The organism is Pelagibacterium sp. 26DY04, assembly GCF_031202305.1.
Taxonomy (GTDB): Bacteria; Pseudomonadota; Alphaproteobacteria; order Rhizobiales; family Devosiaceae; genus Pelagibacterium.
Genome location: NZ_CP101731.1, coordinates 670,746 through 695,923 on the forward strand (window position 1 = coordinate 670,746; position 25,178 = coordinate 695,923).

The 25,178-nt window shown below is 61.4% G+C and carries 21 protein-coding genes and 1 riboswitch; of the genes, 14 read left to right on the plus strand and 7 right to left on the minus strand.

Features of this window, described 5'->3' with window-relative positions:
* Nucleotides 1–125 precede the first annotated feature (125 nt).
* A complete protein-coding gene (locus NO932_RS03085; protein ID WP_309162688.1) occupies nt 126–1,238 on the plus strand; it encodes a Gfo/Idh/MocA family oxidoreductase in 1,113 nt (370 codons plus the stop codon).
* Here the strand turns inward: NO932_RS03085 and NO932_RS03090 are convergent.
* From NO932_RS03090 to NO932_RS03105, 4 genes are all read right to left on the minus strand, one after another.
* Nucleotides 1,235–2,200 (minus strand): DMT family transporter, encoded by a 966-nt coding sequence (locus NO932_RS03090; protein ID WP_309209594.1) that lies wholly within the window; start codon nt 2,198–2,200, stop codon nt 1,235–1,237. The genes NO932_RS03085 and NO932_RS03090 overlap by 4 nt on opposite strands.
* Before the next feature lie 93 nt (nt 2,201–2,293).
* Nucleotides 2,294–2,441: riboswitch (FMN riboswitch) on the minus strand.
* 454 nt (nt 2,442–2,895) lie between these two features.
* Complete coding sequence (locus tag NO932_RS03095; RefSeq protein WP_309209595.1) at nt 2,896–3,777, minus strand: hypothetical protein; 882 nt, start codon at nt 3,775–3,777, stop codon at nt 2,896–2,898.
* Nucleotides 3,777–4,667, minus strand: a complete 891-nt coding sequence (locus tag NO932_RS03100; RefSeq protein WP_309209596.1) for an ABC transporter ATP-binding protein — start codon at nt 4,665–4,667, stop codon at nt 3,777–3,779. Before NO932_RS03100 ends, NO932_RS03095 begins: the two co-directional genes overlap by 1 nt.
* The gene (locus tag NO932_RS03105) at nt 4,664–5,020 is read right to left on the minus strand and encodes a GntR family transcriptional regulator (RefSeq protein WP_309162683.1); all 357 of its coding nucleotides are present in this window, start codon (nt 5,018–5,020) and stop codon (nt 4,664–4,666) included. The genes NO932_RS03100 and NO932_RS03105 overlap by 4 nt, the downstream gene beginning before the upstream one ends.
* A gap of 119 nt (nt 5,021–5,139) precedes the next feature.
* On the opposite strand from NO932_RS03105, the gene NO932_RS03110 reads away from it, so the two are divergent.
* The gene (locus tag NO932_RS03110) at nt 5,140–6,987 is read left to right on the plus strand and encodes a monovalent cation:proton antiporter-2 (CPA2) family protein (protein WP_309209598.1); all 1,848 of its coding nucleotides are present in this window, start codon (nt 5,140–5,142) and stop codon (nt 6,985–6,987) included.
* Nucleotides 6,988–8,621: 1,634 nt separating this feature from the next.
* Here NO932_RS03110 and NO932_RS03115 read toward each other — a convergent pair.
* Nucleotides 8,622–9,719 (minus strand): AAA family ATPase, encoded by a 1,098-nt coding sequence (locus tag NO932_RS03115; RefSeq protein WP_309209599.1) that lies wholly within the window; start codon nt 9,717–9,719, stop codon nt 8,622–8,624.
* Nucleotides 9,720–9,829: 110 nt separating this feature from the next.
* On the opposite strand from NO932_RS03115, the gene NO932_RS03120 reads away from it, so the two are divergent.
* Nucleotides 9,830–10,372: a DUF924 family protein gene (locus NO932_RS03120; RefSeq protein WP_309162679.1), complete on the plus strand. Its 543-nt coding sequence runs from the start codon at nt 9,830–9,832 to the stop codon at nt 10,370–10,372.
* A gap of 123 nt (nt 10,373–10,495) precedes the next feature.
* A complete protein-coding gene (locus NO932_RS03125) occupies nt 10,496–11,767 on the plus strand; it encodes a DUF3422 domain-containing protein (protein WP_309209600.1) in 1,272 nt (423 codons plus the stop codon).
* Here the strand turns inward: NO932_RS03125 and NO932_RS03130 are convergent.
* Both NO932_RS03130 and ppk2 read right to left on the minus strand, forming a co-directional pair.
* On the minus strand, nt 11,764–12,672 hold the full coding sequence (locus NO932_RS03130; protein WP_309209601.1) for a sugar kinase: 909 nt from the start codon (nt 12,670–12,672) through the stop codon (nt 11,764–11,766). The two genes, NO932_RS03125 and NO932_RS03130, sit on opposite strands and share 4 nt — an antisense overlap.
* Before the next feature lie 33 nt (nt 12,673–12,705).
* Nucleotides 12,706–13,545 (minus strand): polyphosphate kinase 2, encoded by an 840-nt coding sequence (ppk2, locus tag NO932_RS03135; RefSeq protein ID WP_309209603.1) that lies wholly within the window; start codon nt 13,543–13,545, stop codon nt 12,706–12,708.
* 179 nt (nt 13,546–13,724) lie between these two features.
* On the opposite strand from ppk2, the gene NO932_RS03140 reads away from it, so the two are divergent.
* The 10 genes from NO932_RS03140 to NO932_RS03185 all read left to right on the plus strand — a co-directional run bounded on the left by NO932_RS03140 (nt 13,725) and on the right by NO932_RS03185 (nt 25,177).
* Nucleotides 13,725–14,939: an ATP-binding protein gene (locus NO932_RS03140; protein ID WP_309209605.1), complete on the plus strand. Its 1,215-nt coding sequence runs from the start codon at nt 13,725–13,727 to the stop codon at nt 14,937–14,939.
* A gap of 239 nt (nt 14,940–15,178) precedes the next feature.
* Nucleotides 15,179–16,210, plus strand: a complete 1,032-nt coding sequence (locus NO932_RS03145; RefSeq protein WP_309209606.1) for a substrate-binding domain-containing protein — start codon at nt 15,179–15,181, stop codon at nt 16,208–16,210.
* Nucleotides 16,211–16,284: 74 nt separating this feature from the next.
* Nucleotides 16,285–17,661 (plus strand): phosphate ABC transporter permease subunit PstC, encoded by a 1,377-nt coding sequence (pstC, locus tag NO932_RS03150; protein ID WP_309209608.1) that lies wholly within the window; start codon nt 16,285–16,287, stop codon nt 17,659–17,661.
* A gap of 2 nt (nt 17,662–17,663) precedes the next feature.
* Nucleotides 17,664–19,025: a phosphate ABC transporter permease PstA gene (gene pstA / locus NO932_RS03155; RefSeq protein ID WP_309162671.1), complete on the plus strand. Its 1,362-nt coding sequence runs from the start codon at nt 17,664–17,666 to the stop codon at nt 19,023–19,025.
* Nucleotides 19,026–19,060: 35 nt separating this feature from the next.
* Complete coding sequence (gene pstB, locus NO932_RS03160) at nt 19,061–19,891, plus strand: phosphate ABC transporter ATP-binding protein PstB (protein WP_375142871.1); 831 nt, start codon at nt 19,061–19,063, stop codon at nt 19,889–19,891.
* A gap of 13 nt (nt 19,892–19,904) precedes the next feature.
* The gene (phoU, locus tag NO932_RS03165) at nt 19,905–20,612 is read left to right on the plus strand and encodes a phosphate signaling complex protein PhoU (RefSeq protein ID WP_309209612.1); all 708 of its coding nucleotides are present in this window, start codon (nt 19,905–19,907) and stop codon (nt 20,610–20,612) included.
* A 3-nt stretch (nt 20,613–20,615) separates the two neighbouring features.
* Entirely contained in the window at nt 20,616–21,314 is a 699-nt protein-coding gene (gene phoB / locus NO932_RS03170) for a phosphate regulon transcriptional regulator PhoB (RefSeq protein WP_309162667.1), read from the plus strand.
* Nucleotides 21,315–21,489: 175 nt separating this feature from the next.
* Nucleotides 21,490–22,965 (plus strand): UbiA family prenyltransferase, encoded by a 1,476-nt coding sequence (locus NO932_RS03175; protein ID WP_309209613.1) that lies wholly within the window; start codon nt 21,490–21,492, stop codon nt 22,963–22,965.
* Nucleotides 22,962–23,399: a GtrA family protein gene (locus NO932_RS03180; protein ID WP_309209614.1), complete on the plus strand. Its 438-nt coding sequence runs from the start codon at nt 22,962–22,964 to the stop codon at nt 23,397–23,399. The genes NO932_RS03175 and NO932_RS03180 overlap by 4 nt, the downstream gene beginning before the upstream one ends.
* 50 nt (nt 23,400–23,449) lie before the next feature.
* Nucleotides 23,450–25,177 carry an ABC transporter ATP-binding protein gene (locus NO932_RS03185; RefSeq protein WP_309209616.1) on the plus strand — a complete coding sequence of 576 codons (1,728 nt, stop codon included), beginning with the start codon at nt 23,450–23,452 and terminating at the stop codon, nt 25,175–25,177.
* Nucleotide 25,178: the final 1 nt, after the last annotated feature.

Here is a 25,178-nt window from a genome sequence, read left to right on the forward strand (position 1 = left end):
TGCAAGGCGAGCAAAAGGCCGGGTATCTTTAAGACCTTCGCGAGAGCGCGAAGGGCAAGAGCAACCTCCGGCGGCGATATGAGTTTCTCATATTCCGCCGTCTTTTTTTGGGGCTGTTGCATTCCATGACATCACTGGGCGTCGGATTGATCGGCACCGGCTATATGGGCAAGTGCCACGCGCTGGCCTGGAACGCGGTCGCCCCCGTGTTCGGCGATGTCGCCCGGCCACGCCTCGTCCATCTCGCCGAAGCCAATGCCGACCTCGCTGCCCGGCAGGCCCAGGCACTAGGATTCGAGCGCGCCACTGGCGATTGGCGCGACCTGATTGCCGATCCGGAAGTGGATGTGGTTTCGATCACCACGCCCAACGCCTTCCACCCGGAGATGGCCATCGCGGCGTTGCAAGCCGGAAAGCATGTCTGGTGCGAAAAGCCCATGGCGCCGCACTTTGCCGATGCCGAACACATGGCCGAGGCCGCAAAAGCGTCTGGCCGTGTCGCTGTCCTGGGCTACAATTACATCCAGAACCCGCTCATCCGGCACGTTCAGAAACTGCTGGCCGAAGGCGCCATCGGCATCGTCCATTCCGTCCGCGTCGAGATGGACGAGGATTTCATGGCCGATCCGGCGGCGCTCTTTTCCTGGAAAAGCGAGGCAAGTTCGGGCTATGGCGCCCTCGATGATTTCGGCGTCCACCCGCTTTCGATCCTTACGACGCTTTTGGGCCCGGTCGAAAAGGTGATGGCCGATTTCGCCAAGCCCTTCGCCACCAGGCCGACAGCCGACGACAAGCAGCGCGAGGTCGAAACCTTCGACATCGCCAACATCCTCCTGCGTCTTTCGGGCGGCATCGCCGGCGCCATCCAGCTCTCCCGCTCGGCCTGGGGCCGCAAGGGTCGCATCGCGCTGCAGATTTTCGGCTCGGACGGCACCATCGCCTATGACCAGGAGCGCATGAACGAGCTCCAGCTCTTCACCCGCGAGGGCAGGGCGGCTGAACAGGGTTTCCGCACGGTGCTCACCGCCCCGATCCACTCGCCCTACGATAAATTCATCCCCGCGCCCGGCCATGGCCTGGGGTTCAACGATCTCAAGATCATCGAAGCCCGCGAGGTGATGCGCGCCATTTCCGGGGAGCCGGCGCACATCATCGATTTCGAAACGGGCCTCACCATCGAACGCACCGTCCACGCCATGGCCCACAGCCATCGAGACGGACGGTGGGTGAGCCTTTAAGCCATTTGCAACTGCCCCGGCCCGCTCCGCCGTTCGCTCCAGAGAATGAAGCTCGACGCCGCCAGGATCAGCGCCGCCCCCGGCCAGAACGAAACCGCCGGCACCTGCGATAGCACTGCCCATCCCAAGAGCGTATTGAGCGGCAGCTTCAAATCGTCGAACGGCTGTAGATAGGTGGCATCGGCGACCTTATAGGCAAGGCTCAAGCAATACTGCGCGGCCGCCGTCACCAGCCCCAAAAGCGCGATCAGCCCAAGCGCCGCGCCCATCGGCAGCGCGAAGTCGAACCCGGTCGCTAGGCCCGCCGGCAGCGCGTCCGCCGGCAATACCGCAATGGCGATGCCGAGGATCAGCCCGATCAGGAAATGATTGGGCGTAATCAGCACCAGCATATAAAGCGTCAGCGATTCCGGTTCTTCGTCACGGCTGAGATATTTGGTGATCACCGAAACCGTTCCCCAGCACAGCGCCGCGAGAACCGGCAACAGAGAGGCCAGCGTGAATTGCTCGGTCCCGACCTGGGACACCAGCACGGCGCCGATAAAGCCGATAACGGTCGCGCCTAGCCTTTGCGGCGTCAGCCTTTCGCCCAGAAACACCGTGGCGCCGATGAGGATAAAAAACGGCCCCGTCATCGACAGCGCCACCATCTGCCAGACCGGCACGCCCACGGCAAAGCCGAAGGCGAAGAACTGCACGCCGAGTGCCGACAGAAACGCCCGCGCCTCGTGCCAGTAAGGATGCCGCGTGCGCAATCTGGAAAGCCCGATCCGCAGAATTAGCGGTAAGGCAAAGACAGTGGCGATCACATATTGCCAGAACACCACGGCAGTGGATGGTACGCCCATCTGATAGGTGATGATGGGGGTGAGGATATTGATCGCGGCGAAGGTCATCCCCGCGCCGAGCATGAACACCGCGCCCAACAGGGGAGCGTGGGTGGAAGAGGAAATCTGGTTCATTGGTCGTCCTTTCCGTAACCAGTTTCCCCAGGGTTACGGGAGACGACGCCACAGGCGCCCGGCCGCAAGGGCAGGCGCGTCATCGGACGTTGGTCCCGTTCTCTCTCATCCGGACTGTGACCGTCGGCTTCGGAATCGCACCGAATCTGCTGACCTTCGCCACCTGGCAAAGCGCTCGCGGGCTTCAGGCAATTCGCCTGTCACCGCCGGTGGGGACTTCCACCCCGCCCTGAGAACGTATCCGCCTCTTCATCGTAAAGAGGCGATGGACAATCTAGGACGAAGAAGGCGCGCGATCAAGCGGGCAAAAAGAAAAAGGACTGCCCGATCTCTCGAACAGTCCTTCCATGATACCGTCACACGAGGTGACCTGAACCGCCAGCGTTTCCCTGTGCGTGTCCTTTAGCCGGACCGCCGTGAACCAAGCGGTTCGGAGGGAGGGCTATTTTGCCGAGGGCTGCCTCGTCAAAACCACCTCATACCCAAAGTCACTCCCGCATGCGCGGATCTCACTAGACATTGGATCACCTCCTTTCGCTTGGTTGAAACCGGGGCCATCGTGGCCCGAATCTATAAGTCTGGCAACCCGTTTTGGCTCCGTGAGTTCTGCACGATTGTTTGTGTGGGCATGAAAATTTTCCGGATTCTCAAGGGCTTGTTGATGCGCCATACTTTGCGCCGGCTCGAATCGGCGCCTATGCGAGCACGAACCGCCGCCGGTATTCGCTGGCGAAATAGACAAAGATCACCGCCACCGCGACCCCGCCGACAAGCTGCACCCAATCGGTCCCGTTGAGCATCAGCGCCGCCAGCTCGAGCCCGTTCCAGGGCTGGCCGGTCAGCCAATATCCCTCGAAATCGAGCCCCTCGAATTTGAGTTCGAACCGGTCGGCGATAAAGGTCCAGAAGACGCCGTCGACGAGGAAATTGCGCGTCACCACCCTCTCGAACAGTCCGATGACCGCCGGAATGAGGAAGGCCAGGGGAATGGCCCATTTCTTGACCATGGTGCCCAACAGCCCCACCCAGGCAAGGAACGGCAGATACCATAGCAGCGCGATGACGAAGATCACCAGCGCCGAGACCATGACGTTGAGCCAGGCCCCCGCCGTTTCCCCCAGCGAGGGTGGCGCGAAACCGCCCAGGAAGTCGCTGGCCATCACCGTCGGCAGGTAGACGATCACCCCGGTCAGGGCGAGGGCGAGCAGGATGAGCGCGGGAAACACCGTTACCGACGCCGCGACCTTGGAGGAAAGAATCTTGAGGTCGCTCTGGGGCATGGATTTCCAGAACAGCATCGAATTGTTGCGGCTGTCGGCCGCAAACGCATCGGCATAGTAAAAGAACAGCATGATGATCAGGTAGACCAGCCACCCGGCGGCCGACATCGCGAAGCCGGTCTCGTAAAACCGCAGAACGGTGGGCAGGCTTTCGGTAAACTCGCCGCCGAAATCGATGTCGAGCACCGCATAGATGGCGGCGGCCAGCATCACCGCCAGCAGGATCAGCGGCCCATAGACGAAGGCGCCGCGATGCTCGAGATATTCGCGCTTGATAAGGGCGATGGTGGCCTGCATCAGGCGGCTCCCGCATTGTAGGTTTCGCGCTGCATCAGCGCCACGAAAAGGTCCGACAGGCTCGGGGTCGAAACCTGTCCCAGGGGCGCAAGCTCGTCATGGGCCACCCCATCGAAGATCATCACCGTCTGCCCGAACCGGCTTTCGACGAACACTGGCCCCAGCGCCCGCGCCGCCTCGATCTTTGCCGGATCGGAGATGACGAGCTGGGCGAATTTGGTGTTCACCGTCTCCATCTGCATATGCACGATCAATTCGCCATCGCGGATGAACATGATGTCGGAAAGCATGAATTCGATCTCGTCCACCTGATGGGTGGTGATCAAAAGCGTGCGCTCCTCGGTCATGTAGTCTTCCAGGAGGCGCCGGTAGAACCGCTTGCGATAGGTGATGTCGAGCCCCAGCGTGGGCTCGTCCAGAACCAGGAGCTTGGCGTCGATCGCCATCACCACGGCCAGGTGAAGCTGGGCGATCATGCCCTTGGAGAGGTTCTTGATCTTGGCTTCGGGCTTGATGTCGGTTCCCGAGAGGAAATCTCGCGCCTTGCCCTGCGAGAAATTGGGATGAATGTTGGAAAGCAGCGCGAAAAGCTCGCGCACCCGCAGGAACCGCGGCAGCGAGGCGACATCGGAGATGAACGCCACATTGTTCATCAGCTTGGCGCGGTTGGCGAACGGGTCGAGCCCCAGGACCTCGATCTTGCCCTCGCACTGGGTCAGCCCCAAAAGCGCGTTGAGCGTCGTCGTCTTGCCCGCGCCATTGTGACCGACAAGGCCGTAGATGCGGCCGGCGGGGATGTCGAAATCGAGCCCGTGCAACACTTCGGACTTGCCGAACCGCTTGCGCAAACCGCGTGCCGAAACGATCGGGTTTTCTGTGGTCGTGGTCATTGGTCGTCCCCGTCCTTGAGCAACATCTCGGCCGATAATCCAAGCGCGGCGATCCGCGCCGCGATGGCTGGCCAGTCTTCAGTCAGAAACTTTTCCCGCTCATGGGCGAGCAGGGCCGCGCGAGCGCCTTCGGTCACATACATGCCCATGCCACGGCGCTTTTCCACCGTCCCCATATCGACCAGCGACTGGTAGGATTTGGTGACGGTCAAGGGATTGACCGAGAGGTCGGCCGCCACCTGCCGCACCGAGGGCAGGGCATCGCCTTCATTGATGGTGCCATTGAGGATCATCTCGATCATCCTTTGCCGGATTTGCAGAAATATCGGTTGATCGTCGCGCCACTGTGTCATGTGTGCTTCCGTATAGTGTATTAGTTGAGTAATACACCATTTCGCCGCTGTCAATCCCCTTGTCCGATTCCGCGCTCTGGCCTAGCGTGGGGCCGGGACACACGCCACGGGGGATCGTCATGGCCGGCGAAGCAGCACACGGATTCGATCTTCTTCCCGTGGTGGCGATCCTGGCCGCCGGTGTCGTCGCGGTGCCGATCTTCAAGCGGATCGGCCTGGGTTCGGTGCTGGGTTATCTCGCTGCCGGGCTTGCCATCGGCCCGTTCGGATTTCGCGTCGTTACCCATCCCGAAACCATCCTGCACACGGCCGAACTGGGCGTCGTGATGTTCCTGTTCGTCATCGGGCTCGAAATGCAGCCACGACGCCTCTGGAGCCTACGCAGCGAGATCTTCGGGCTGGGCGTGCTGCAGGTGGCCACCTGTGCGGCGCTGATAACCGGGGCAGGGGTGCTGCTCGGGCTCGATCCGACAATTGCGCTCATCGCCGGCCTGGGCTTTGTCTTGACCTCGACGGCCATCGTCTTCCAGGTACTCGAGGAGCGCGGCGAAATCTCCACGCCCCAGGGCCAGAAAATGGTCTCGATCCTGCTGCTCGAGGATTTGGCCATCGTGCCGCTCCTGGCGCTGGTCGCCTTCATCGCGCCGCAGGCCGAAACCATCACGCTGGGGCAACGCCTCACCGATATCGCCATTGCCATTGGCGCGCTGGTTGGGCTGTTCGTGGTCGGCCGGTTCCTGCTCAACCCCCTGTTCCGCATCCTGGCCAATGCCCATGCCCGCGAGGTGATGACCGCCGCCGCGCTGCTGGTGGTTCTCGGCGCTGCGCTCGCCATGGATATCAGCGGGCTCTCCATGGCCATGGGTGCCTTCATGGCCGGCGTGCTGCTTTCGGAATCGACCTTCCGTCATCAGCTCGAAGCCGATATCGAGCCGTTCCGGGGCATCCTTTTGGGCCTGTTTTTCATCGCCGTCGGCATGTCGCTTGATCTGACGGTCATTGCCGAGAACTACGCCTTTATCGCGTTGGCCGTGGTCGCCTATATGGCCGTCAAGTTCGCCGGCATCTATGCCATCGCCCGCATCATGCGGTCCGATCATCGCGAGGCGCTGGAGCGCTCGGTGCTTATGGCTCAGGGCGGCGAATTCGCTTTCGTGCTCTATTCCGCCGCCGCAACGGCCGGAATCCTCGATGCGGAGATGAACGCCATCCTGACCGCCACCGTGATCGTCTCGATGGTGCTGACGCCCATCGCGATCATCGCCATGAACGGGGCAATGCCTAAGGAACGCGTCAGCCTCGACGGAGTCGAGGAGGTCCGCGATGGCCTTTCGGGCACCGTGCTGATGATCGGCTTCGGGCGCTTCGCCCAGCTCGTAAGCCAGCCGCTGCTCGCCAAGGGCGTGGACGTCACCATCATCGACAACGACGTCGAGATGATCCAGGCCGCTGCCGATTTCGGCTTCAAGGTTTATTACGGAGACGGCACGCGCCCCGACATCCTGCACGCCGCCGGTGCCGGCGCCGCCACGGCCATTCTCGTGTGCATCGACAAGCCCGCCGACGCAACGCGCATCGTTGAGCATGTGAAGGCCGAATACCCCCTCGCCAAGCTCCACGTCCGCGCCTTTGACCGAACCCACGCGCTCGAACTCGTGCGGCTCGGGGTGGATTATCAAATCCGCGAAACGCTGGAATCGGCGTTGGTGTTCGGCGAGGAAACCCTTGTATCGCTCGGCGTGGACCGGGAAGAGGCCCAGGAGATCATCGAAGACGTCCGCCTGCGCGACGCCGATCGGTTCGAAATGCAGATCACTGGCGGGCTGATGGCCGGGTCGACCATGTTCCAGCCCAACACCGGCGTCCCCAAGCCCACACCCCTGACGCGCCCGCGCAAGGAAGGCGCAGCACTCAACCCCGAAGCCGCCGACATCCTGCAACGCGCCGAGGCTACCGAAGCACAGTAAGGCACCCCACGTCGCTCTCGAAACCCCTCCTTTCCTCCCGCCCCTTCGCCGCCGCCTCGACCGAACTTCTCACGCCCTCGGCAGTCGTTCCCCCACCACCGGCAACACTGCGGATTGCCGAGTCCAACCCGGCAGTGGCGATGGAGAGGGGCGTGCCCCATTAAACTGCTTGTGCCGTCCTCCTTCCATCACCCCACCCTCTGTCGCCCCGGACTTGACCCGGGGCACGGTATGCGCGCCGCTCCCGGCTCTTTTTCCCGCATCCCCCTCGTCGCCTTCGTCTCCGGATCAAGTCCGGGAACGAAGGCGATCACGATAGAGAGGCTTGAGTCCACAAGCGAAGAGACTCGGGCCGTAAAGCTTCCCCAGGAACCCTTCTCCCCTTGAGGGAGAAGGTGGATCGCCCAAAGGGCGAGACGGATGAGGGGTGCGCTGAGCTTGCGTCATGGCAAGAGCCGAAAACGGCGCGCATACCTTTCCCCGGGTCAAGCCCGGGGTGACACGGTGGGGGTGAGGCAGGGCACAGCCCCGCCTCCGGCTCTCAACACGCTCCACCACCGAGGTCTCCAGCAGCCTTGAAGATACCCACCATCACCCACCCCCACCGCCATCCCGGCCTTGAGCCGGGATCCAGTACACTCAGCGCCTGAGCCCCAGCCGCAACGCTCCCCCAAGAGCCCCCTTCTCCCCTTGAGGGAGAAGGGCCGGGGATGAGGGGGTGCTGAGCTTGCGTCATGGCAGGAGCCGAAAACGGCGCGCATACCTTGCCCCGGGTCAAGCCCGGGGTGACACGGTGGGGGTGGGGCAGGGCACTGCACCGTCTCCACCCTCACCACGCTCCACCGCCGAAGTCTCCAGCAACCCAACTGCTTATCCCCACCATCACCCCACCCACCATCACCCCACCCACCGTCATCCCGGCCTTGAGCCGGGATCCAGTACACTCAGCGCTTGAGCCCAAGCCGTAACGCTCCCCCAAGAGCCCCCTTCTCCCCTGGTGGGAGACTTCGAACCGTCCTTTGGCCAATCGTGCCGGTGGCACGATTGGAGGTGAGAAGGCCATGAGACGCGGAGCCTGCCCCTCGCGAAGGCGGGGGCTCGAATGGCAGGGGATGAGGGGGGCGCTGAGCTTCCATAGGCACCGGCGCAAAAAACTTATCCCCGCCCTCTCGGTTTCCCCCATACTCCCCCTCACGACCCCGCGCATATGGACGCAAGCGCTACGAACGTTTGGGCGGGGTCGGTTCGGGTTCCTCATGGGTCGCCGTGGGGAAGGCCCAAAGCGGACAGATGGCCGGATGTGGATAAAAGGTGTGAGCGGACCACCAATCCAATCACTCCCATGTCGTACCGGGGAAACCCGGAGGGGCAGCGGGAAATCATCGGCAACGGTGGCTTTCCCAACAACCCCCAGCCCGAGAAGCCGCCATAAGCCCAAAATCCCGGACGCAGGGGGCGATGATCGCTTCATACTAACAAACTCAGCACGAGGCGTTCATCGCCCCATGCCGTCTATCGGGAGTGTTCCCAGGAAAAGTGGGAACCGGTTTTCCGGTTCGGGAACACGACCAATCAAAGTTCACAACCGCAGCGGGTGCCGCGTGCGGAGCTTGCGCGCGTCTCGAAGACCGGCATTACCGCACCACGGTGATCCGCTCGGCCGCCCGCGTGATCCCCGTATAGAGCCAGCGCTGCGCTTCCTCGCGGAAAACGAAGCTTTCGTCGAACAGATACACATTGTCCCATTGGCTGCCCTGCGCCTTGTGCACGGTAAGGCAATATCCATAGGTGAACTCATCGTATTGCCGTCGCAACTGCCAGCTCATTTCGGCGTCCTCGCCGGTAAAAAAGCTCTGATGCGCCCGCACCTTGGTTTGCACCGATGTGCGGTCGGCCTCCTCGGGGTCGATGGTCATCTCCAGCGTGCCACCCGCCCGCTTCCTGATCTCGTTGAGCGTCCAGATCTGCCCATTGAGCAACCGCTTTTGCGGATTGTTCCTCAGGCACACCAGCCGGTCCCCCTTGACCGGAATGTCGACCGGCAGTCCCTTGAGCTCGCGGATGCGGTTGTTGTAGTGCAGCCGCGTCTTGTTGCGCCCCACCAGCACCTGGTCGGCGCCAAGCACTTCGGACTGATCGACCTCCCGGCGCGAAACCACCTTGCTTTCGCCATAGGTGCCATAGCCCAGCCCGCGTCCTTCACGGATATCGAGCGAGAGTTTCACGATCGGGTTGTCCTGCGCCTGCCGATGGATCTCGGTCAGCATCACGTCCGGTTCCTGCGCGGTGAAGAAACCTTCGCCCTGCACGGGCGGAAGCTGGAACGGATCGCCCAGAACCAGCACCTTGGTGCCGAAGCTCAAAAGGTCGGTGCCCAGCACCTCATCGACCATCGAAACCTCGTCGATGACGATCAGATCCGCGTCGGCGGCTGCCGATTCCGGATCGAGCACGAAACGCGGTTCGCCCTCCTTTTCGCTGATCCGGGTATAGATCAGCGAGTGGATGGTCGAAGCACCCTTGCAGCCGCGCTTGCGCATCACCAGGGCCGCCTTGCCGGTGAAGGCGGCGTATTTGACCGTCTCCACATCCTTGGCCAGATGCCTGGCGAGCGTGGATTTGCCCGTGCCCGCCCAGCCGAACAGACGGAACACCTGCGGCCCGTTCTTGTCCTTGAGCCATGCGGCAACGGCCGTCAAAGCCTCATCCTGCTGGCTGGACCAGACGACCATTTGTGGGACACACTCCGCATGCGGCTTGGGGAATCACTTCCCAAGAGTATCGCGGCGTCGGTCGGCGCGCGAAACCCAAAATGTGAACAAAAGCGGAATTGGAGTGCGCGATGGAAGCGAGCGATGTCCTCGACTTCTGGTTCGTCGAACACGGGCCCGAGGATTGGTATTCGGGCGATCCCGAATTCGACGCCCGTTGCGCGGCGCGGCTGAGCGGTGTTCATCGCCAGGCCGTACGGGGCGAACTCTGGGAGTGGCGCCACACCGTTCAGGGACGGCTGGCCGAGATCATCCTGCTCGATCAGCTCTCGCGCCAGCTCCATCGCGGCGATGCCCAGGCCTTCGCCGCCGATCCGATGGCGCTGGCCCTCGCCCAGGAGGTGGTCTATCGCGGGCTCGACGCCGAGCTCTCGATCAACGAAAAGCTCTTCGTCTTCATGCCCTTCCAGCATGCCGAATCCCTCATCGTTCAGGAGGAGTCGGTGCGGCTGTTCCGCTCGCTGGGCAATGACGATTATCTGCCCTATGCCATCGAGCACCACGAAGCCATCGCCCGCTTCGGCCGCTTTCCGTTTCGCAACGCTGCGCTGGGCCGGAAATCCACGCCCGAAGAGATCGCGTACATGACCGAGCGCGAGGGGCAGGCCTATTAGTTTCAACCTGAGAAACCGTAAATCGATCGGCCCTACGGCAAAAGCGCACACCGAACCAAAGGCGAATGGGTCGTTCATGCTTGGGGCGCTAAAAGAAGCTTTATCCTTCCGGACCTTACGCAAATGAGCACCGTACCCATTGCCGAACATCCCTATCGCGATGCGGTTCTCACCGAACTGCACGCCCGCCCGGTCGAACTGGTCGCCCCCAATATGCGCGTACGCAGGCTGGTTCTGGCCGTCCCGACCCGCTCGGGCGCCATGGGCGCCGCCATTTCCCAGTTCCGCGATTTCGCGCTGGCCAAGGGCTATGCCCTGGAAGATGAAGCGGGCCGGCAATACCAGTTTTCGACGCCCGAACGCGTGGTGAGCTGGGAATTCCACACCGAATTCATCACCATCACCTGGTATTCGGCGCTCGACGATGGCCAGAACTGGCCCGACGACATCGGGTTGGAAGCGGTGAGCGAGGCCGAGCTGGTGGGCGCCATGCGCGTCGATATGATGGACGAGCCGGCTCTGCCCGACCGGGTGCTGCCCTCCTTCAACCCGACCAGCCTCTGCCTTGTCGCCATCGAATATGGCAACGCCCAGCTTGCCGCCGATTTCGTCCCCGATGCCGATAAGTTCATCCGCTTTGAATTCGCCGCCGGCAAGCTCTCGCCCCTGCGCCGCGCCATAACCCTGCGTCGCATCCTGGAGGTCGAGACCTACCGCACCATGGCGCTTCTCGCCTTGCCGCTGGCCCGCCAGACCGGTCCGGCGTTGCGGGCCGTGGAAATGGAACTGACGGACGTGATGGCCGATCTTTCAGGCATCGAAACCACGGACGAGGTTCAGGAGCGGCTCAAAAAGCTCCACGATCTTTCGGTGCGGTCCGGCCAGATTTCCGAGCGGCTCAACTATCGCTTCGCCGCCGCCTATGCCTATGGCGCCATCCTCAGGCGCCGGCTGGAAAAGCTGCGCGAGGAAACGCTGGGGCAGGGCTCTTCGCTCTCAAGCTTTATCGGCAACCGGGTGGAACCGGCGCTGGCCACCTGCGAGGCCATGGACAAGCGGTTGACGGTGCTGTCGCAAAAGCTCGAACGTGCCGTCGAACTGCTCAACGTCCGCATCAGTCTCGACATGCAGATCCAGAACAAATCGGTGCTCGAAACCATCGCCGAAACAGCCCGCAGCCAGTTCCGGCTGCAGCACACCGTCGAAGGCCTCTCGACCATCGCCATCACCTATTACCTGATCGGCATCCTGGGCTACGCCTTGGCCGGGCCGTTGGAGGCCACGGGCTGGAGCAAGACGCTGGTGATCTCGATCTTGTCCCCGCTGGCGCTGATTGCCGTATTCTTCGGCCTGCGAGCTATCCGCCGGGGGTTCGAGAAAAATTCAAAGCACTAGCCGAGCACTTCTTTGGGCACCAGAGCGCCATGGTGGCCGATGACCACCGAGGCGGTGGCGTGGCCCGCCTTCGCTGCCTCCTCGGGCGAGGCGTCCGAGAGCCGGGCAGCGAGATAGGCGCCGTTGAAGCTGTCACCGGCGCCTGTGGCATCGACCACGCTCTCGACTCGGCGCGCGCCGACCGTCCACGAGCCATCGTGGGTGACGACCAGCGCCGGATCGGCGCCGTTCTTGACCACCACTTCCTCGCAGCCTGCCTTCAGATACCGCGCCGCCGTCGCCTGGGCATCGGCGTCGCCAAAATAGGGCACCTCGTCCGCATGGGTCGGCAGCACGATGCTCGCAACGTCCGCCGCAGCCGTGAGCGCTGCCGCGACGCTTGCCTTATCCGGCCAAAGGGCGGGCCGGATATTGGGATCGAACGCCACCCGCGCTCCGGCCCTGCGCCGCGCCCCGATCGCGTCGATCAGCCTCTGCCGCGCCGGAGCAGCCAGGATAGCCAGCGTGATGCCCGAAAAGTAGATGAGATCGGCTTCACCCAGCGCCGTCTCGAGCGCATGGGCATCGTCGGCCAAAAGCTTGGCCGCCGATGTGTCCCGCCAATAGGTGAAGTGCCGGTCGCCCTCGGCCTGATGGATCATATAGAGCCCGGCCCGCTTGCCCGCTATCGTCGCTATGGATCCCGTGTCGATCCCTGTACCGGCGATGAACTCGACCATCTTGCGCGAATAGATGTCGTCCCCCACGGCGGTGAAATAGCTCACCGACCAATCCGCATCCAAGAGGGCCTTGAGATAATAGGCGGTGTTGAGCGTATCGCCGGCAAAGCCGAGCCGGTAGCTCCCGCCCGTACCCCCGCTCATTTCAATCATCGCTTCCCCGATGGAAACGGCCTTCTTGACCATGCTGTCCTCCTCGTACTACCGCTGCGCCATACCCTATCCGGCGCGCGCGAGAAAGGCCTCGGGCGACATGACGATCTTGTGGTCGATCTCGCCGATCGCGGAAAAATCCTTGTCCTTGTAAGCAATGGGCCAGAGCACGGATTGGATAGCCGCGATCCGCGCGCGCTTCTTGTCATTGGCCCGGATCACCGTCCAGGGCGTAGCCGGCGCGTCGGTGGCGACGAACATTTCATTGCGCGCCGCCGTGTATTCGTCCCACTTTTCCAGAGCTTGAAGATCAACCGGCGACAGCTTCCAGACCTTTACCGGGTCGTGCCGGCGTTTATGAAACCGCTTGATCTGCATTTCACGCCCGATTTCCAGCCAGAATTTGAAGAAATGCAGCCCCTCTTCGGTGATCATCCGCTCGAAGGCGGGCGCTTCGCGCAAGAATATCTCGGTCTCTTCGGGCGTGCAGAACCCCATGACGGGCTCGACAACCGCCCGGTTGTACCAGGAGCGGTCGAACAGAGCGATTTCCCCGCCGGCCGGCAGATTGCTCACATAGCGTTGGAAGTACCAAAGACGCGCCTCCCTGTCGGACGGTTTGGGCAACGCTACGGTGCGTGCATTGCGAGGATTGAGGTTTTCGAGAAACCGTTTGATCGTGCCGCCCTTGCCGGCGGCGTCGCGCCCTTCGAACAGGGCCACCACCCGCTCGCCCGTTTCAATGAGATGGCTCTGCAGCTTTACCAGCTCAATCTGCAGGGCACGAAGATGGGTTTCATATCCGTCATCATCGATTGCATCTCGATAAGGATATCCACCGCTTTCCAAGGCGCGGTCCTTGATCGTCTCGTCCAGTTCCGGGTTTTCAAGATCGAACTCAATCATTGGGAAATCCTCACAAATTTTAACCTGCATGTCGAAATTGTCATGACGAGGCGGCAGCTTGGCGCATCACGCCATTGTCATGCACGCGCGTTATGGCCATTGTCATGATTGATGATTCCTTTTCAATGAGTGCTGGAAAAAGCGTGAAGACGCGTCCCGAAACGGGTCGGCGGATTGTATTGGCACCGCCCTTGCTCGTCGGCGGCGGAGCCCTCCTGATCATCTTGGCGCTGGCTGTTTTTGGACGCCTGCCTCTCATTGAAACCGGTATCGCCACCATCGCTATCGCTGCCGTCACGGCAATTGCGGCGCGTAGCACGCCTGGAGAAGTTGAGGACGAGGAAAGTCACGAACTCTCCCTCGAACTCGATGCCGCGGTTGAGCGGTTTGCCGATATTCTCACCGAACCGTGCTTGATCATCAATGAGCGCGCGGTGCTGACTTACCGTAACGCTGCTGCGGTCCGGCAATTTCCTCGTGCACGCCTCGGCGATCCGCTGGCCTTCACATTGCGCGATCCGGATCTGGTCGCCGCCATCGATGCCGCTGTTGAAACAGGCAGCGCCCAGTCGACCGAACTCCATATCTCGGTGCCCAACGATACGTGGTATCGTGCTTCAGTGGTTCCCTATCGCCCGAGCGAGGGTGAGCGGTTCTTCATCGTGATCACGCTCTATGATTTCACCGAGCAGAAGCGCACCGATCGCATGCGCACCGACTTCATCGCCAATGCCAGCCATGAACTGCGCACGCCTTTGACTTCGCTGATGGGTTTCATCGATACCCTGCAGGGACCCGCCGCCAAGGACGAGGCGGCCCGTGGGCGCTTTCTGGGCATAATGCGGTCGCAGTCCGAACGCATGTCGGGGTTGATAGATGATCTACTCTCGCTCTCGCGCATCGAATTGCGTCAGCACGTCAAGCCCACCACCGAGGTCAACCTCAATCTCTTGCTGCGCGAGGTATCGGAAAGTCTTGAGCCACAGCTCGAGGCCGAGAACCTCGAGCTCGAGCTCAAACTTCCCGAGCAGACCGTGTCCGTCATCGGCGATCGTCAGGAACTGTTCGAGGTCGTGGAAAACCTTGCGGAAAATGCCATCAAATATGGGGGGGGCGGGGGAAAGGTGGAGATCGCCCTGGTTGCCGGCGGCAGCCGAAGCGGAACGCACCATGCCATCACCGTCACCGATTTCGGCGCCGGTATCGCTGAGGAACACGTTCCGCGGCTGACCGAGCGCTTCTATCGCGTCGACGCGGAATCGAGCCGCAAGAAAAAGGGCACCGGGCTGGGCTTGGCCATCGTCAAGCACATCGTCGCCCGCCACCATGGCCATCTCTCCATTCGTTCCAAGCTGGGCGAGGGCACCCGTGTGGAGATCCTTCTGCCACGTTGAAAACCGCTGTCACACAACGATGGCTGAATCGGCCATTCACAGGCCGAAAATTGAATTCGATCTGATTTGCAATGACTTGCGCTGTCACGGAACTGTCATTAAACCGACATATAACCTTTAGCGGCGAAGCCTAGGTTGCCCCCGTTTTCGAGATGGAGCCGCAGAAAAGTCCGGCCTTCATCCGACCCAGGGGGCTCATTGCCCGGACGCTTCTGACACGAACCAAAGAGATCAGAGACATGAAAACCGCACTTTATGCCAGCGCCGCGCTCGCCGTGGTCGCCGCCTTCGGCGTTACCGCCGCTCAGGCTCAGACCCGCGACACCATCCAGATCGCCGGCTCTTCGACGGTTCTGCCGTTTGCCTCGATCGTCGCCGAAGAATTCGGCAACGCATTCCCTGATTACAACACGCCCAATGTTGCGGGTGGCGGTTCGGGCGGCGGCAAGCGCCAGCTCTGCGAAGGCGTGGGTGAAAACACCCTCGATATCGCCAACTCCTCGAGCAAGATGAGCGCCAGCGAGCTGGAAAGCTGCCACGCCAACGGCGTCGAAGACGTGCGTGAAGTCGTGTTCGGCTATGACGGCATCGTGTTCGCCACCGGCATCGATCAGGGCGATTTCGCTCTCGAGCCCGTGCACCTCTACCAGGCTATTGCCGCCCAGGTTCCGGTCGACGGCGAAATGGTCGACAACCCCTACACCAACTGGTCCGAAATCGACGAGTCGCTGCCCGACCAGGGCATCTTCATCGCCATTCCGGGCACCAACCACGGCACTCGCGAAGTTTTCGATGAGCGCGTTCTGGAAGCTGGCTGCGAAGCCGCCGGTCTGCCGGAAATGGACGAAGAGGCCATGGAAGCTGCTTGCCTGACCCCGCGTCAGGACGTGGTGGTCGAGATCGCTGGTGACTACACCGAGACCCTGGCTCGTCTGCAGTCCAACCCCGAAGCCATCGGCGTGTTCGGCCTCTCCTTCTACGACCAGAACCGTGACACCCTCAAGGTTGCCACCGTCTCTGGCGTCGAGCCTTCGCTCGAAACCATTGCTTCGGGCGAATACCCGATCTCCCGCCCCCTGCAGTTCTACGTCAAGGGCGCGCACGTCGGCGTGATCCCGGGCATTGAAGATTACGTTGCCTTCTTCCTGTCCGATCAGATGGCCGGTGGCGGCGGCACTCTTGAAGCCGCTGGTCTGGTTCCCGCTTCCAGCGAGTTCCTCGCTGCCCAGCTCGACGCCTTCAACAACGCCGAGCAGTACCAGCCCGAATAATCGGCTGGAGCAATATGCGGAGAACCCCGGCTTGGTCTGGGGTTCTTCACCAAACAGGGAAGGACTGATCCGCTGTGAACGCCTTGGTTATCGCTGCACTCCTGTTGGTCCTTCTGACACTCTCCTACCAGGTTGGGTGGTCGCGCAGCCGCCGGCTCGCCACCGACAAAGGGGCCCGGCTTCATTCCCGCCCTATTTATCACGGCGTGCTCGTTGCCCTTTTTGCGCTGCTCCCGGCCATCCTCGTGCTCGGCCTATGGGCGCTGTTCAGCCAATCCGTCTCGAACAACTATATTCTTGCGCAACTGCCGCCCGAAACGGCGCAATTGCCCCAGGTCCAGCTGCAGGCTACGCTTGACCGCGTCCGTGCTCTGGCCAATGGATTTGGTGTTCTCGGGGAGCCTGCCCCCGAGGAGGCGGCGGCCGCGAGTGCTTACGAGACCTTCCAGCTTATTGGGTTTCTAACGGTCATCGCCGCGGCATCCGCCTTGGGCGCCGCCGGTCTGTTCTGGGCGCAACGCCGTATCGGTCCGGCCTTGCGCGCACGCAATCAAGTCGAATTCGCCGTTCGCATTGGTCTGGTTGCCTGCTCTACCGTGGCCATCCTCACCACCATCGGTATTGTGCTTTCGCTCCTGGCCGACGCGATCCGCTTCTTCTCGTTCATCAACCCGATCGACTTCTTCTTCGGCACTGTCTGGAATCCCCGGTTCCAGTCCACCGGCACCGGTTCGGCAGGCGAGTACGGCCTCCTGCCGCTGCTCACCGGCACTCTCATGATCAGCATCATCGCCATGCTGGTTGCCGTGCCGATCGGTCTTATGTCGGCGATCTATCTCTCTCAGTATGCCCACCAGCGCGTCCGCGACGTGGTCAAGCCCATCATTGAAGTGCTGGCCGGCATCCCGACTATCGTCTACGGGTTTTTCGCGCTTGTAACTGTCGGCCCGTTCCTTTCGGGCTTGGGTGCCGCGATCGGCATCGACATCCGCGCAACCAGCGCGCTCACGGCAGGGGTCGTGATGGGGATCATGATCATCCCCTTTATCTCATCGCTGAGTGACGACATAATCTCGCAGGTGCCGAACGCCATGCGGGATGGCTCGCTGGGCTTGGGAGCCACCCAATCCGAAACCATTCGCAAGGTCCTGTTGCCCGCCGCGTTGCCGGGCGTGGTCGGTGCCATCCTGCTCGCGGTCAGCCGAGCCATTGGTGAAACGATGATCGTGGTTCTGGCCGCCGGCAACAGTCCCGTCCTCCGCTTCAACCCGGCCGAGCCGACCTCAACGGTTACGGTCAGCATCGTTAATCAGTTGACCGGCGACGCCGATTTCACCAGCCCACAATCGCTGGTCGCCTTCGCTTTGGGCCTGACGCTGTTCGTCATGACCCTGCTGCTTAACGTCCTGGCACTCTACATCGTCCGTAAATTCAGGGAGCAATACGAATAGCCATGACCGACGCATTGCTCTCCAATACGGAAACCAATAACCGCAACCGCGAGCGCGTCAGGGCCGGCCTCGCCCGGCGCCATCGCAGCGAAAACCTGTTTCGGTGGGCAGGTGTTCTCGCCATCGTCGCCGCGTTGGGTTTCGTGGTAATTCTGTTCGGAATGATCCTCTCCAAAGGCCTGCCGTCTTTTTGGCAGTCCACGCTCCATGCCGAAGTCTACTTCGATCCCGAGCTGATCGAGGGTGGTCCCATGCCGGAACGAGCGGACAGCAACTCGGCGGCCGAGTATCAGCAGGCGGTGAACCAATGGCAGCGTGACGTCACGCTTTCCAACTGGAATGCCCTTGTCGAGACGGCTATCCGTGCCCAAGCGCCTGATGTTGAGATCGAAGCCAGGGACGTGCTCGCATTGGTGACGTCCGCCGCCCGCTTTCAGTTGCGCGATCTCTATTTTGCCAATCCTGACCTGCTGGGGCAGACGGTGCCTGTGGCGCTCCTGGCCTCCGCCAATACTGATAACTGGCTCAAGGGGACCATCGATCGCTCGCAGCCCGATGCGCGCCAGCAACTCTCCGCCGACACCCGTGCGCTGGCCGACCGGCTTCTGGACGAGGATATTATCCGCTTCGATTTCGCCTGGCACATCTTCACCAATGTCGACAGCCGCTCTGCTCCTGCATCGGCCGGTTTGGCCGGCGCGTTCATGGGGTCGTTGTACATGATGGCGGTGGTGATCGTGCTGGCCGTTCCGATCGGCGTCGCCAGTGCCGTCTATCTCGAAGAGTTCGCGCCCAAGAACCGGCTGACGGATTTGATCGAGGTCAACATCAACAATCTGGCTGCCGTGCCCTCCATTGTTTTCGGCCTGCTGGGCGCCGCCATTTTCATCAACTACATGGGCCTGCCACGCTCGGCACCGCTTGTCGGCGGTCTCGTGCTCACGCTGATGACCCTGCCCACCATCATCATCGCCACCCGCTCTGCGCTCCGCGCGGTGCCGCCCTCGCTGCGCCAGGCCGCCCTCGGACTGGGCGCGTCGCGCAACCAGACCGTATTCCATCATGTCCTGCCGTTGACCTTCCCCGGAATCCTGACCGCGACAATCATCGGCGTTGCGCAGGCGCTCGGCGAGACGGCGCCCCTTCTTCTGATCGGGATGAGCGCCTTTATCGCCAACATTCCGGCCAATCCATTGGACTCGGCTACAGCACTGCCAGTGCAGATCTATTTGTGGCAGGGCAACGAGAACCGGAATTTCTTCGAAGCCCGCACATCGGCGGCCATCATCGTCCTGCTGGGCCTGATGATCCTTCTTAATGCCATCGCCATATTCCTGCGCACGCGATTGGAGCGTAAAAAATGACGAGCGATACCCTGAGCGCAAGGAGCGCAACCGATATGTCGGAGAGCCAACCCGAAGCATCCGCGACGCCGGTTCATCAGACTGTACGGATTCCTGATCCCAACGCTGGCCCTTCTCGCCTCAAGGCCAAGGACGTCTCGGTGTTCTACGGCGAAAAGCAGGCGCTGTTCGACGTCTCGATCGACATCCCTGAAAAGTCGGTTTCCGCCTTTATCGGCCCGTCGGGCTGCGGCAAGTCCACCTTCCTGCGGTGCATCAACCGCATGAACGACACCATCGAGGGCGCCCGAGTCACCGGCGAGATTTCGCTCGACGGCGACAATCTCTATGACGCCAGCCTCGACGTGGTCGAGCTGCGCGCCCGGATCGGCATGGTGTTCCAGAAGCCCAACCCGTTCCCCAAGTCGATTTTCGAGAACGTCGCCTATGGCCCCAAGATCCACGGCCTGGCTCGCAATAAGGCCGATCTTGAGGAAATCGTAGTGACCTCGCTGCAGAAGGCGGGTCTGTTCGAGGAGGTCAAGGACCGGCTCCATCAGCCCGGCACCGGGCTTTCGGGCGGCCAGCAGCAGCGCTTGTGCATCGCGCGGGCCATTGCGGTGGGTCCGGAAGTTATCCTTATGGACGAGCCCTGTTCGGCGCTCGATCCGATCGCCACGGCGATCATCGAGGAACTGATCGACGAACTGCGTACCAATTACACGATCGTCATCGTCACCCACTCCATGCAGCAGGCCGCCCGCGTATCGCAAAAGACGGCGTTCTTCCATCTTGGCAAGCTGATCGAAGAAGGTCCGACTGAAGAGATTTTCACCAATCCGCGGGAAAAGCGCACGCAGGATTATATCACCGGCCGGATCGGGTAAGGAGGAGGACCAGATGCCCCCGTCAACAGAACATATCGTTACGTCCTACGAGGACGAACTGACCGAACTGGCCCGCTCGATCTCCGAAATGGGCGGCCTGGTCGAAAAGGCCATCGTCAACGCCACCGAGGCGCTGATCCGCGCCGATAGCGAACTGGCTCTCGCCACTGTAGCCGCCGACAAGAAGATCGACGCCATGCAGACCCAGATCGACGATATGGCCGTTTCGATCATCGCCCGCCGCCAGCCCATGGCGCAGGATCTGCGTCTGGTGATCGCGTCCATCCACGTCGCCAACGATCTCGAACGCATCGGCGACATGGCCAAATCCACGGCCCGCCGTTCGACCCAGATCGAAGGGTTGGCCATGTCGGTGCAGTTCAAGAACGGTCTGCGCCACATGGGCGAGCTTGCCCTGCGCCAGGTCAAACTCTCGCTGGATGCCTTCGCGGCGCGCGACAAGGATATGGCCGTCGATGTCGTCGAACGCGACACTGAAGTCGATGCACTCTATGTCTCCCTGTTCCGCGAGCTTTTGACCTATATGATGGAGGATCCGCGCAACATCACCATGTGCACGCATCTTCTGTTCTGCGGCAAGAACCTCGAACGGGTCGGCGACCACTCCACCAACATCGCCGAGCAAGCCTACTTCCTCGCCACCGGCAAGTCGCTGACTGCCGATGTCGAGGATGTAAAGCGCGAGCAGATCAAGGGCTGACGTATGACGCCACAGGTTCTTGTCGTTGAAGACGAAGCCGATCTCGTCGAACTGCTCCGTTACAATCTCGAAGCCGAAAACTTCACCGTTTCCACGGCCGAAGACTCTGAAGAGGCGATGCTGCGCATTGCCGAGAACACGCCCGACATCGTCCTGCTCGACTGGATGCTGCCGGGCACCTCGGGGATTGAAATCTGCCGGCGCATTCGTGCACGTACCGACACCGCCCGCATCCCCATCATCATGCTCACCGCCCGCGGTGAGGAGGAAGAGAGGGTGCGCGGGCTTGCTACCGGGGCCGACGACTATGTCGTCAAGCCCTTCTCGCTGCCTGAGTTGATGGCGCGCATCAATGCGCTGCTCCGCCGGTCCAATCCCCAGCTCATCGCCGCCGTTCTCAAGGCTGGTGATATCGAGCTGGACCGGACCACCCATCGCGTCCGGCGTTCTGGCAAGGAAGTCCATCTCGGCCCCACCGAGTATCGCTTGCTCGAATATCTCATGGGCAATCCCGGCCGCGTCTATTCCCGTGAGCAATTGCTGGATGGCGTGTGGGGCACCGATGTTTATGTCGATGAACGGACCGTCGATGTGCATGTGGGCCGCCTGCGCAAGGCCATCAACAAGGGGCGGGCCAAGGATCCGATCCGCACGGTGCGCGGTGCCGGCTACGCTTTCGACGAGAAATTCGTGGTTGGTTAGATAGAACTTTATCGAAATTCTGCGCTGTTTTATTAAACCGGCTCGACAAAACGTAAATGTCGCAGCCGGTTTGCTTTTGTTTCAAATGAAGCGTCATTAACGTTCATTTGCGCTTTGCTTTGCGCTTATCCTCCGCGCCCGCGATAACCGGTTAGTTCCGGTGCGAGCAGGTGCCATGCCCAAATCAGCCATTGCCGTCAAACGAACCGAGGCTAAAACGGAGCCCCGTCTCTTGCCGCTGGTTCTCGATCTCGACAACACGCTGATCCGTACCGATCTGCTGCACGAAACGGTATTTGCGTTTCTAAAGGTCAATCCCCTCGGGCTGTTTCTGATTGCCTTGTGGCTCGTCAAGGGCAAGGCGCATCTCAAACAGCAGCTCGCGGCGCGGGTGACGCTGGAGGTCGATGACCTTCCGGTCAACGAAGCGGTTGCCGCCTATGCCGAGGCTGAAAAGAGCAAGGGGCGCACGATCATTTTGGCGACGGCAGCCGACAGCCTTTTGGCCATGCGTATCGCGCGGCGGTTCCCTTTCATCGACAAGACACTGGCCTCCGATGGTGTGACCAATCTCAAGGGACGCGCCAAGGCCGAGCGGTTGGCCGATATGTTTCCCGATGGCTTCGTTTATGCCGGCGATTGCGCGTCCGATCTCAATGTCTGGCGCATTGCCAAGGGTGCGGTACTGGTGGAAACCAATGGCCGCCTCTCTCGGGCCGCAACCAGGTTGACGGCGATTGAACACGCCATCACCCGTCCGGCGCGTCTGAGGGATTGGGTCAAAGCCGCCCGACCGCATCAATGGGCCAAGAACGCCTTGGTGTTCGTTCCCCTCATGCTGGCGGGGCATATGCTCGATCCCGCCGCCTGGGCCAGCGCCGGCATCGCTTTCCTCGCGTTGGGCATTCTCGCCTCGGCCACGTATTTGCTCAACGATCTCTGGGACATTGCCGACGACCGCCGCCACTGGTCCAAACGTGACCGGCCGCTTGCTTCAGGCCGCATGGCGATCGCTGAAGCTGTTGTTGCCATTCCGGTGGCGATGGCGATCTCCTTCGTCCTCGGCGCGCTGGTCAATCCGCTGGTCGTTGCAACGCTGGGAGCATACCTCGTCCTGACTGTTGCCTATTCGATGGGCATCAAGCGCAAGCCCATCCTTGATGCGTTCACCCTCGCAGTGCTCTTCACCCTGCGTCTGGTTCTCGGCATCGTCACTGTCGGCGTCATGGCCTCGCCCTGGCTGCTGGTGTTCTCGATGTTCCTGTTCGCGTCGCTCTCTTTTGCCAAACGCAACACAGAGGTGCAGCGTCTGGCCGACAAGGGTGGCGTGGGCAAGGTCGGGGGGAGGGGATATTTCACCACGGATGCGCCCTTCATCATGGCCATGGGCGTGGCGAGCGGTATCGGATCGGTTCTGATCCTCGTGCTCTATCTCACCCAGGACGCACTGGCGGCGGATTTTTATTCCGACTCCATCTGGCTCTGGCTAATGCCCGCTGCCCTGTTCCTATGGATCGGCCGCATCTGGATGCTGTGCTTTCGCGGCGAACTCAACGACGACCCAGTGGCCTTCGCCATGAAAGATCCCAAGAGCCTGATGCTCGCCGCCGGGCTGGCGCTGGGCTTCTTTCTTGCCTGGATCGGCATATGAGGCCCCAAGCATTTCTTCGGTTGCCGCAGCTCGTGCGGTTCCTACTGCTGGGAGGACTGGCGGCCGCGATCAATTGGCTGGTGCGCTTCCCGCTCTCGCTGGCGATGCCGTTTTCCGCCGCCGTGTTCGTCGCCTACCTCATCGGAATGAGCGCGGGCTTCACGCTCTATCGCGCCTATGTCTTTCCCAATTCGCCCCGGCCGATCGCCATGCAGGCGGCGCTGTTCCTCATCGTCAATGCCGTGGGCGCCGTGGTGGTCATGACTATTTCGGTCAGTCTTCTCGACCATATCTTGCCGCTTATCGGCTGGTGGCTGCTGCCTGAAGCGGTGGCTCATGGCACGGGTATTGCCGTCGGGGCGGTTGTCAATTTCGCCGGACACAAATATCTCAGTTTCCGAGTACATCCCGGTCGCGCCGGAAACCTGACTTGACGGGTCCATTTTAAGCGCCTACTCGGGACACGTTCGTAAAGTGATCCGATATGCTGCGCCGCTTCTTTTCCTATTACGTCCCCTACAAGGGCTTGTTTGCCCTTGATTTCGGCTGCGCCGTGGTCGTTGGCCTGCTCGAGCTTGGCTTTCCGGTAGTCGTCCAGCTCTACGTGGATCGGCTCCTGCCCAGCCAGAACTGGTTCTGGATACTCGCGGCTGCGGGCGGGTTGCTGGCGGTTTATCTGCTCAACGCCGTGCTGCTCTCGATCGTCAACTATTGGGGCCACGCGTTGGGCATCGGGATCGAAACCGACATGCGCCGGCAGGCCTTCGATCATCTGCACAAGCTTTCGTTCGGCTATTTCGACAATAAGAAAACCGGACATCTGATCACCCACGTCACCAAGGACCTCGAGGATGTGGGCGAGATAGCCCACCATGGCCCGGAGGATGTGTTCATCGCGATCATGACCTTTATCGGCGCCTTCATCATCATGGCGCTGATGAATCTCCAACTCGCGATGTTGACCCTGATCATCGTGCCCGTCGCTGCTTTCATAGTTTTCCGCTACGGCAGCGCCATGACCATGACCTGGAAGCGGCTCTACAGCCGGGTGGGCGATTTCAACCAGCGCATCGAAGAATCGATCGGCGGCGTCCGTGCCGTACGCGCCTTCGCCAATGAAGGACACGAGCGGCGCCTGTTCGAAGGCGACAATCAGAAATACCGCACGACCAAGCTCCAGGCTTACAAGATCATGACGGCCTCGATCTCGATCTCCTATCTCGCCAAGAGCTTCGTGCAGCTTCTGGTCATGCTGGCCGGCACGGCATTGGTGATGTACGGCCAAATGACCTATGGCGAGTTCGTGGGATTCCTGCTGATCGTCACAGTGCTGTTCCGCCCCATCGACAAGATCATTTCCGTTATCGAGAGCTACCCCAAGGGCATTGCCGGCTTCAAACGCTTCACCGAACTGATCGATACCGAGCCCGATATCGTCGATGCGCCCGACGCGAGAAAAGTCACTTCGCTCAAGGGCGATATCGTCTTTGATGCCGTGAGTTTTGCCTATTCGGATGCTCGCCCCACCGTGCGGGATATCTCGCTCGACATTCGCGCAGGCGAAACCGTTGCCCTCGTCGGCCCCTCGGGCGCCGGCAAGACGACCATATGCTCTCTTCTGCCGCGCTTTTACGAAATCGACAGCGGCTCGATCACCGTCGATGGCATCGACATCCGCCAGATCACCCAGGATTCCCTGCGCAATCAGATCGGTATCGTGCAGCAGGACGTCTTCATGTTCGGCACCTCGATCCGAGACAACATCGCCTATGGTCGTCTCGGTGCCACCGATGAGGAAATCATGGATGCGGCCCGCAAGGCGCAGTTCGATGGCGTCATTGCCCAGCTTCCAGACGGACTCGATACCATGATCGGTGAACGCGGCGTCAAGCTCTCGGGCGGTCAGAAGCAGCGCCTCGCCATCTCGCGCATCTTCTTGAAGAACCCGCCGATCCTCATCCTCGATGAGGCAACTTCGGCGCTCGACACAGAAACCGAACTCCAGATTCAGCAGGCACTTGCCGCGCTTTCGGAAGGGCGGACCACCCTGGTCATCGCCCACCGCCTCGCCACCATCCGCAACGCCGACAGGATCGTCGTCGTCGATGGCGGCCGCGTTGTCGAACAGGGCAGCCACGAGGAGCTTCTAGCCCGCAATGGCGCCTACGCCCGCCTTCACAACGCCCAATTCGGCGCCTGGGCGGCAGAATAGA

Coding starts and splice junctions, on each gene's coding strand:
- phoB (WP_309162667.1), top strand. CDS start 20,616: ATGACGCCACAGGTTCTTGTCGTTGAAGACGAAGCCGATCTCGTCGAA.
- NO932_RS03120 (WP_309162679.1), top strand. CDS start 9,830: ATGGAAGCGAGCGATGTCCTCGACTTCTGGTTCGTCGAACACGGGCCC.
- phoU (WP_309209612.1), top strand. CDS start 19,905: ATGCCCCCGTCAACAGAACATATCGTTACGTCCTACGAGGACGAACTG.
- NO932_RS03125 (WP_309209600.1), top strand. CDS start 10,496: ATGAGCACCGTACCCATTGCCGAACATCCCTATCGCGATGCGGTTCTC.
- NO932_RS03145 (WP_309209606.1), top strand. CDS start 15,179: ATGAAAACCGCACTTTATGCCAGCGCCGCGCTCGCCGTGGTCGCCGCC.
- NO932_RS03180 (WP_309209614.1), top strand. CDS start 22,962: ATGAGGCCCCAAGCATTTCTTCGGTTGCCGCAGCTCGTGCGGTTCCTA.
- pstA (WP_309162671.1), top strand. CDS start 17,664: ATGACCGACGCATTGCTCTCCAATACGGAAACCAATAACCGCAACCGC.
- NO932_RS03085 (WP_309162688.1), top strand. CDS start 126: ATGACATCACTGGGCGTCGGATTGATCGGCACCGGCTATATGGGCAAG.
- NO932_RS03100 (WP_309209596.1), bottom strand. CDS start 4,667: ATGACCACGACCACAGAAAACCCGATCGTTTCGGCACGCGGTTTGCGC.
- NO932_RS03095 (WP_309209595.1), bottom strand. CDS start 3,777: ATGCAGGCCACCATCGCCCTTATCAAGCGCGAATATCTCGAGCATCGC.
- NO932_RS03090 (WP_309209594.1), bottom strand. CDS start 2,200: ATGAACCAGATTTCCTCTTCCACCCACGCTCCCCTGTTGGGCGCGGTG.
- NO932_RS03105 (WP_309162683.1), bottom strand. CDS start 5,020: ATGACACAGTGGCGCGACGATCAACCGATATTTCTGCAAATCCGGCAA.
- NO932_RS03115 (WP_309209599.1), bottom strand. CDS start 9,719: ATGGTCGTCTGGTCCAGCCAGCAGGATGAGGCTTTGACGGCCGTTGCC.
- NO932_RS03110 (WP_309209598.1), top strand. CDS start 5,140: ATGGCCGGCGAAGCAGCACACGGATTCGATCTTCTTCCCGTGGTGGCG.
- NO932_RS03185 (WP_309209616.1), top strand. CDS start 23,450: ATGCTGCGCCGCTTCTTTTCCTATTACGTCCCCTACAAGGGCTTGTTT.
- NO932_RS03130 (WP_309209601.1), bottom strand. CDS start 12,672: ATGGTCAAGAAGGCCGTTTCCATCGGGGAAGCGATGATTGAAATGAGC.
- ppk2 (WP_309209603.1), bottom strand. CDS start 13,545: ATGATTGAGTTCGATCTTGAAAACCCGGAACTGGACGAGACGATCAAG.
- NO932_RS03175 (WP_309209613.1), top strand. CDS start 21,490: ATGCCCAAATCAGCCATTGCCGTCAAACGAACCGAGGCTAAAACGGAG.
- pstB (WP_375142871.1), top strand. CDS start 19,061: ATGTCGGAGAGCCAACCCGAAGCATCCGCGACGCCGGTTCATCAGACT.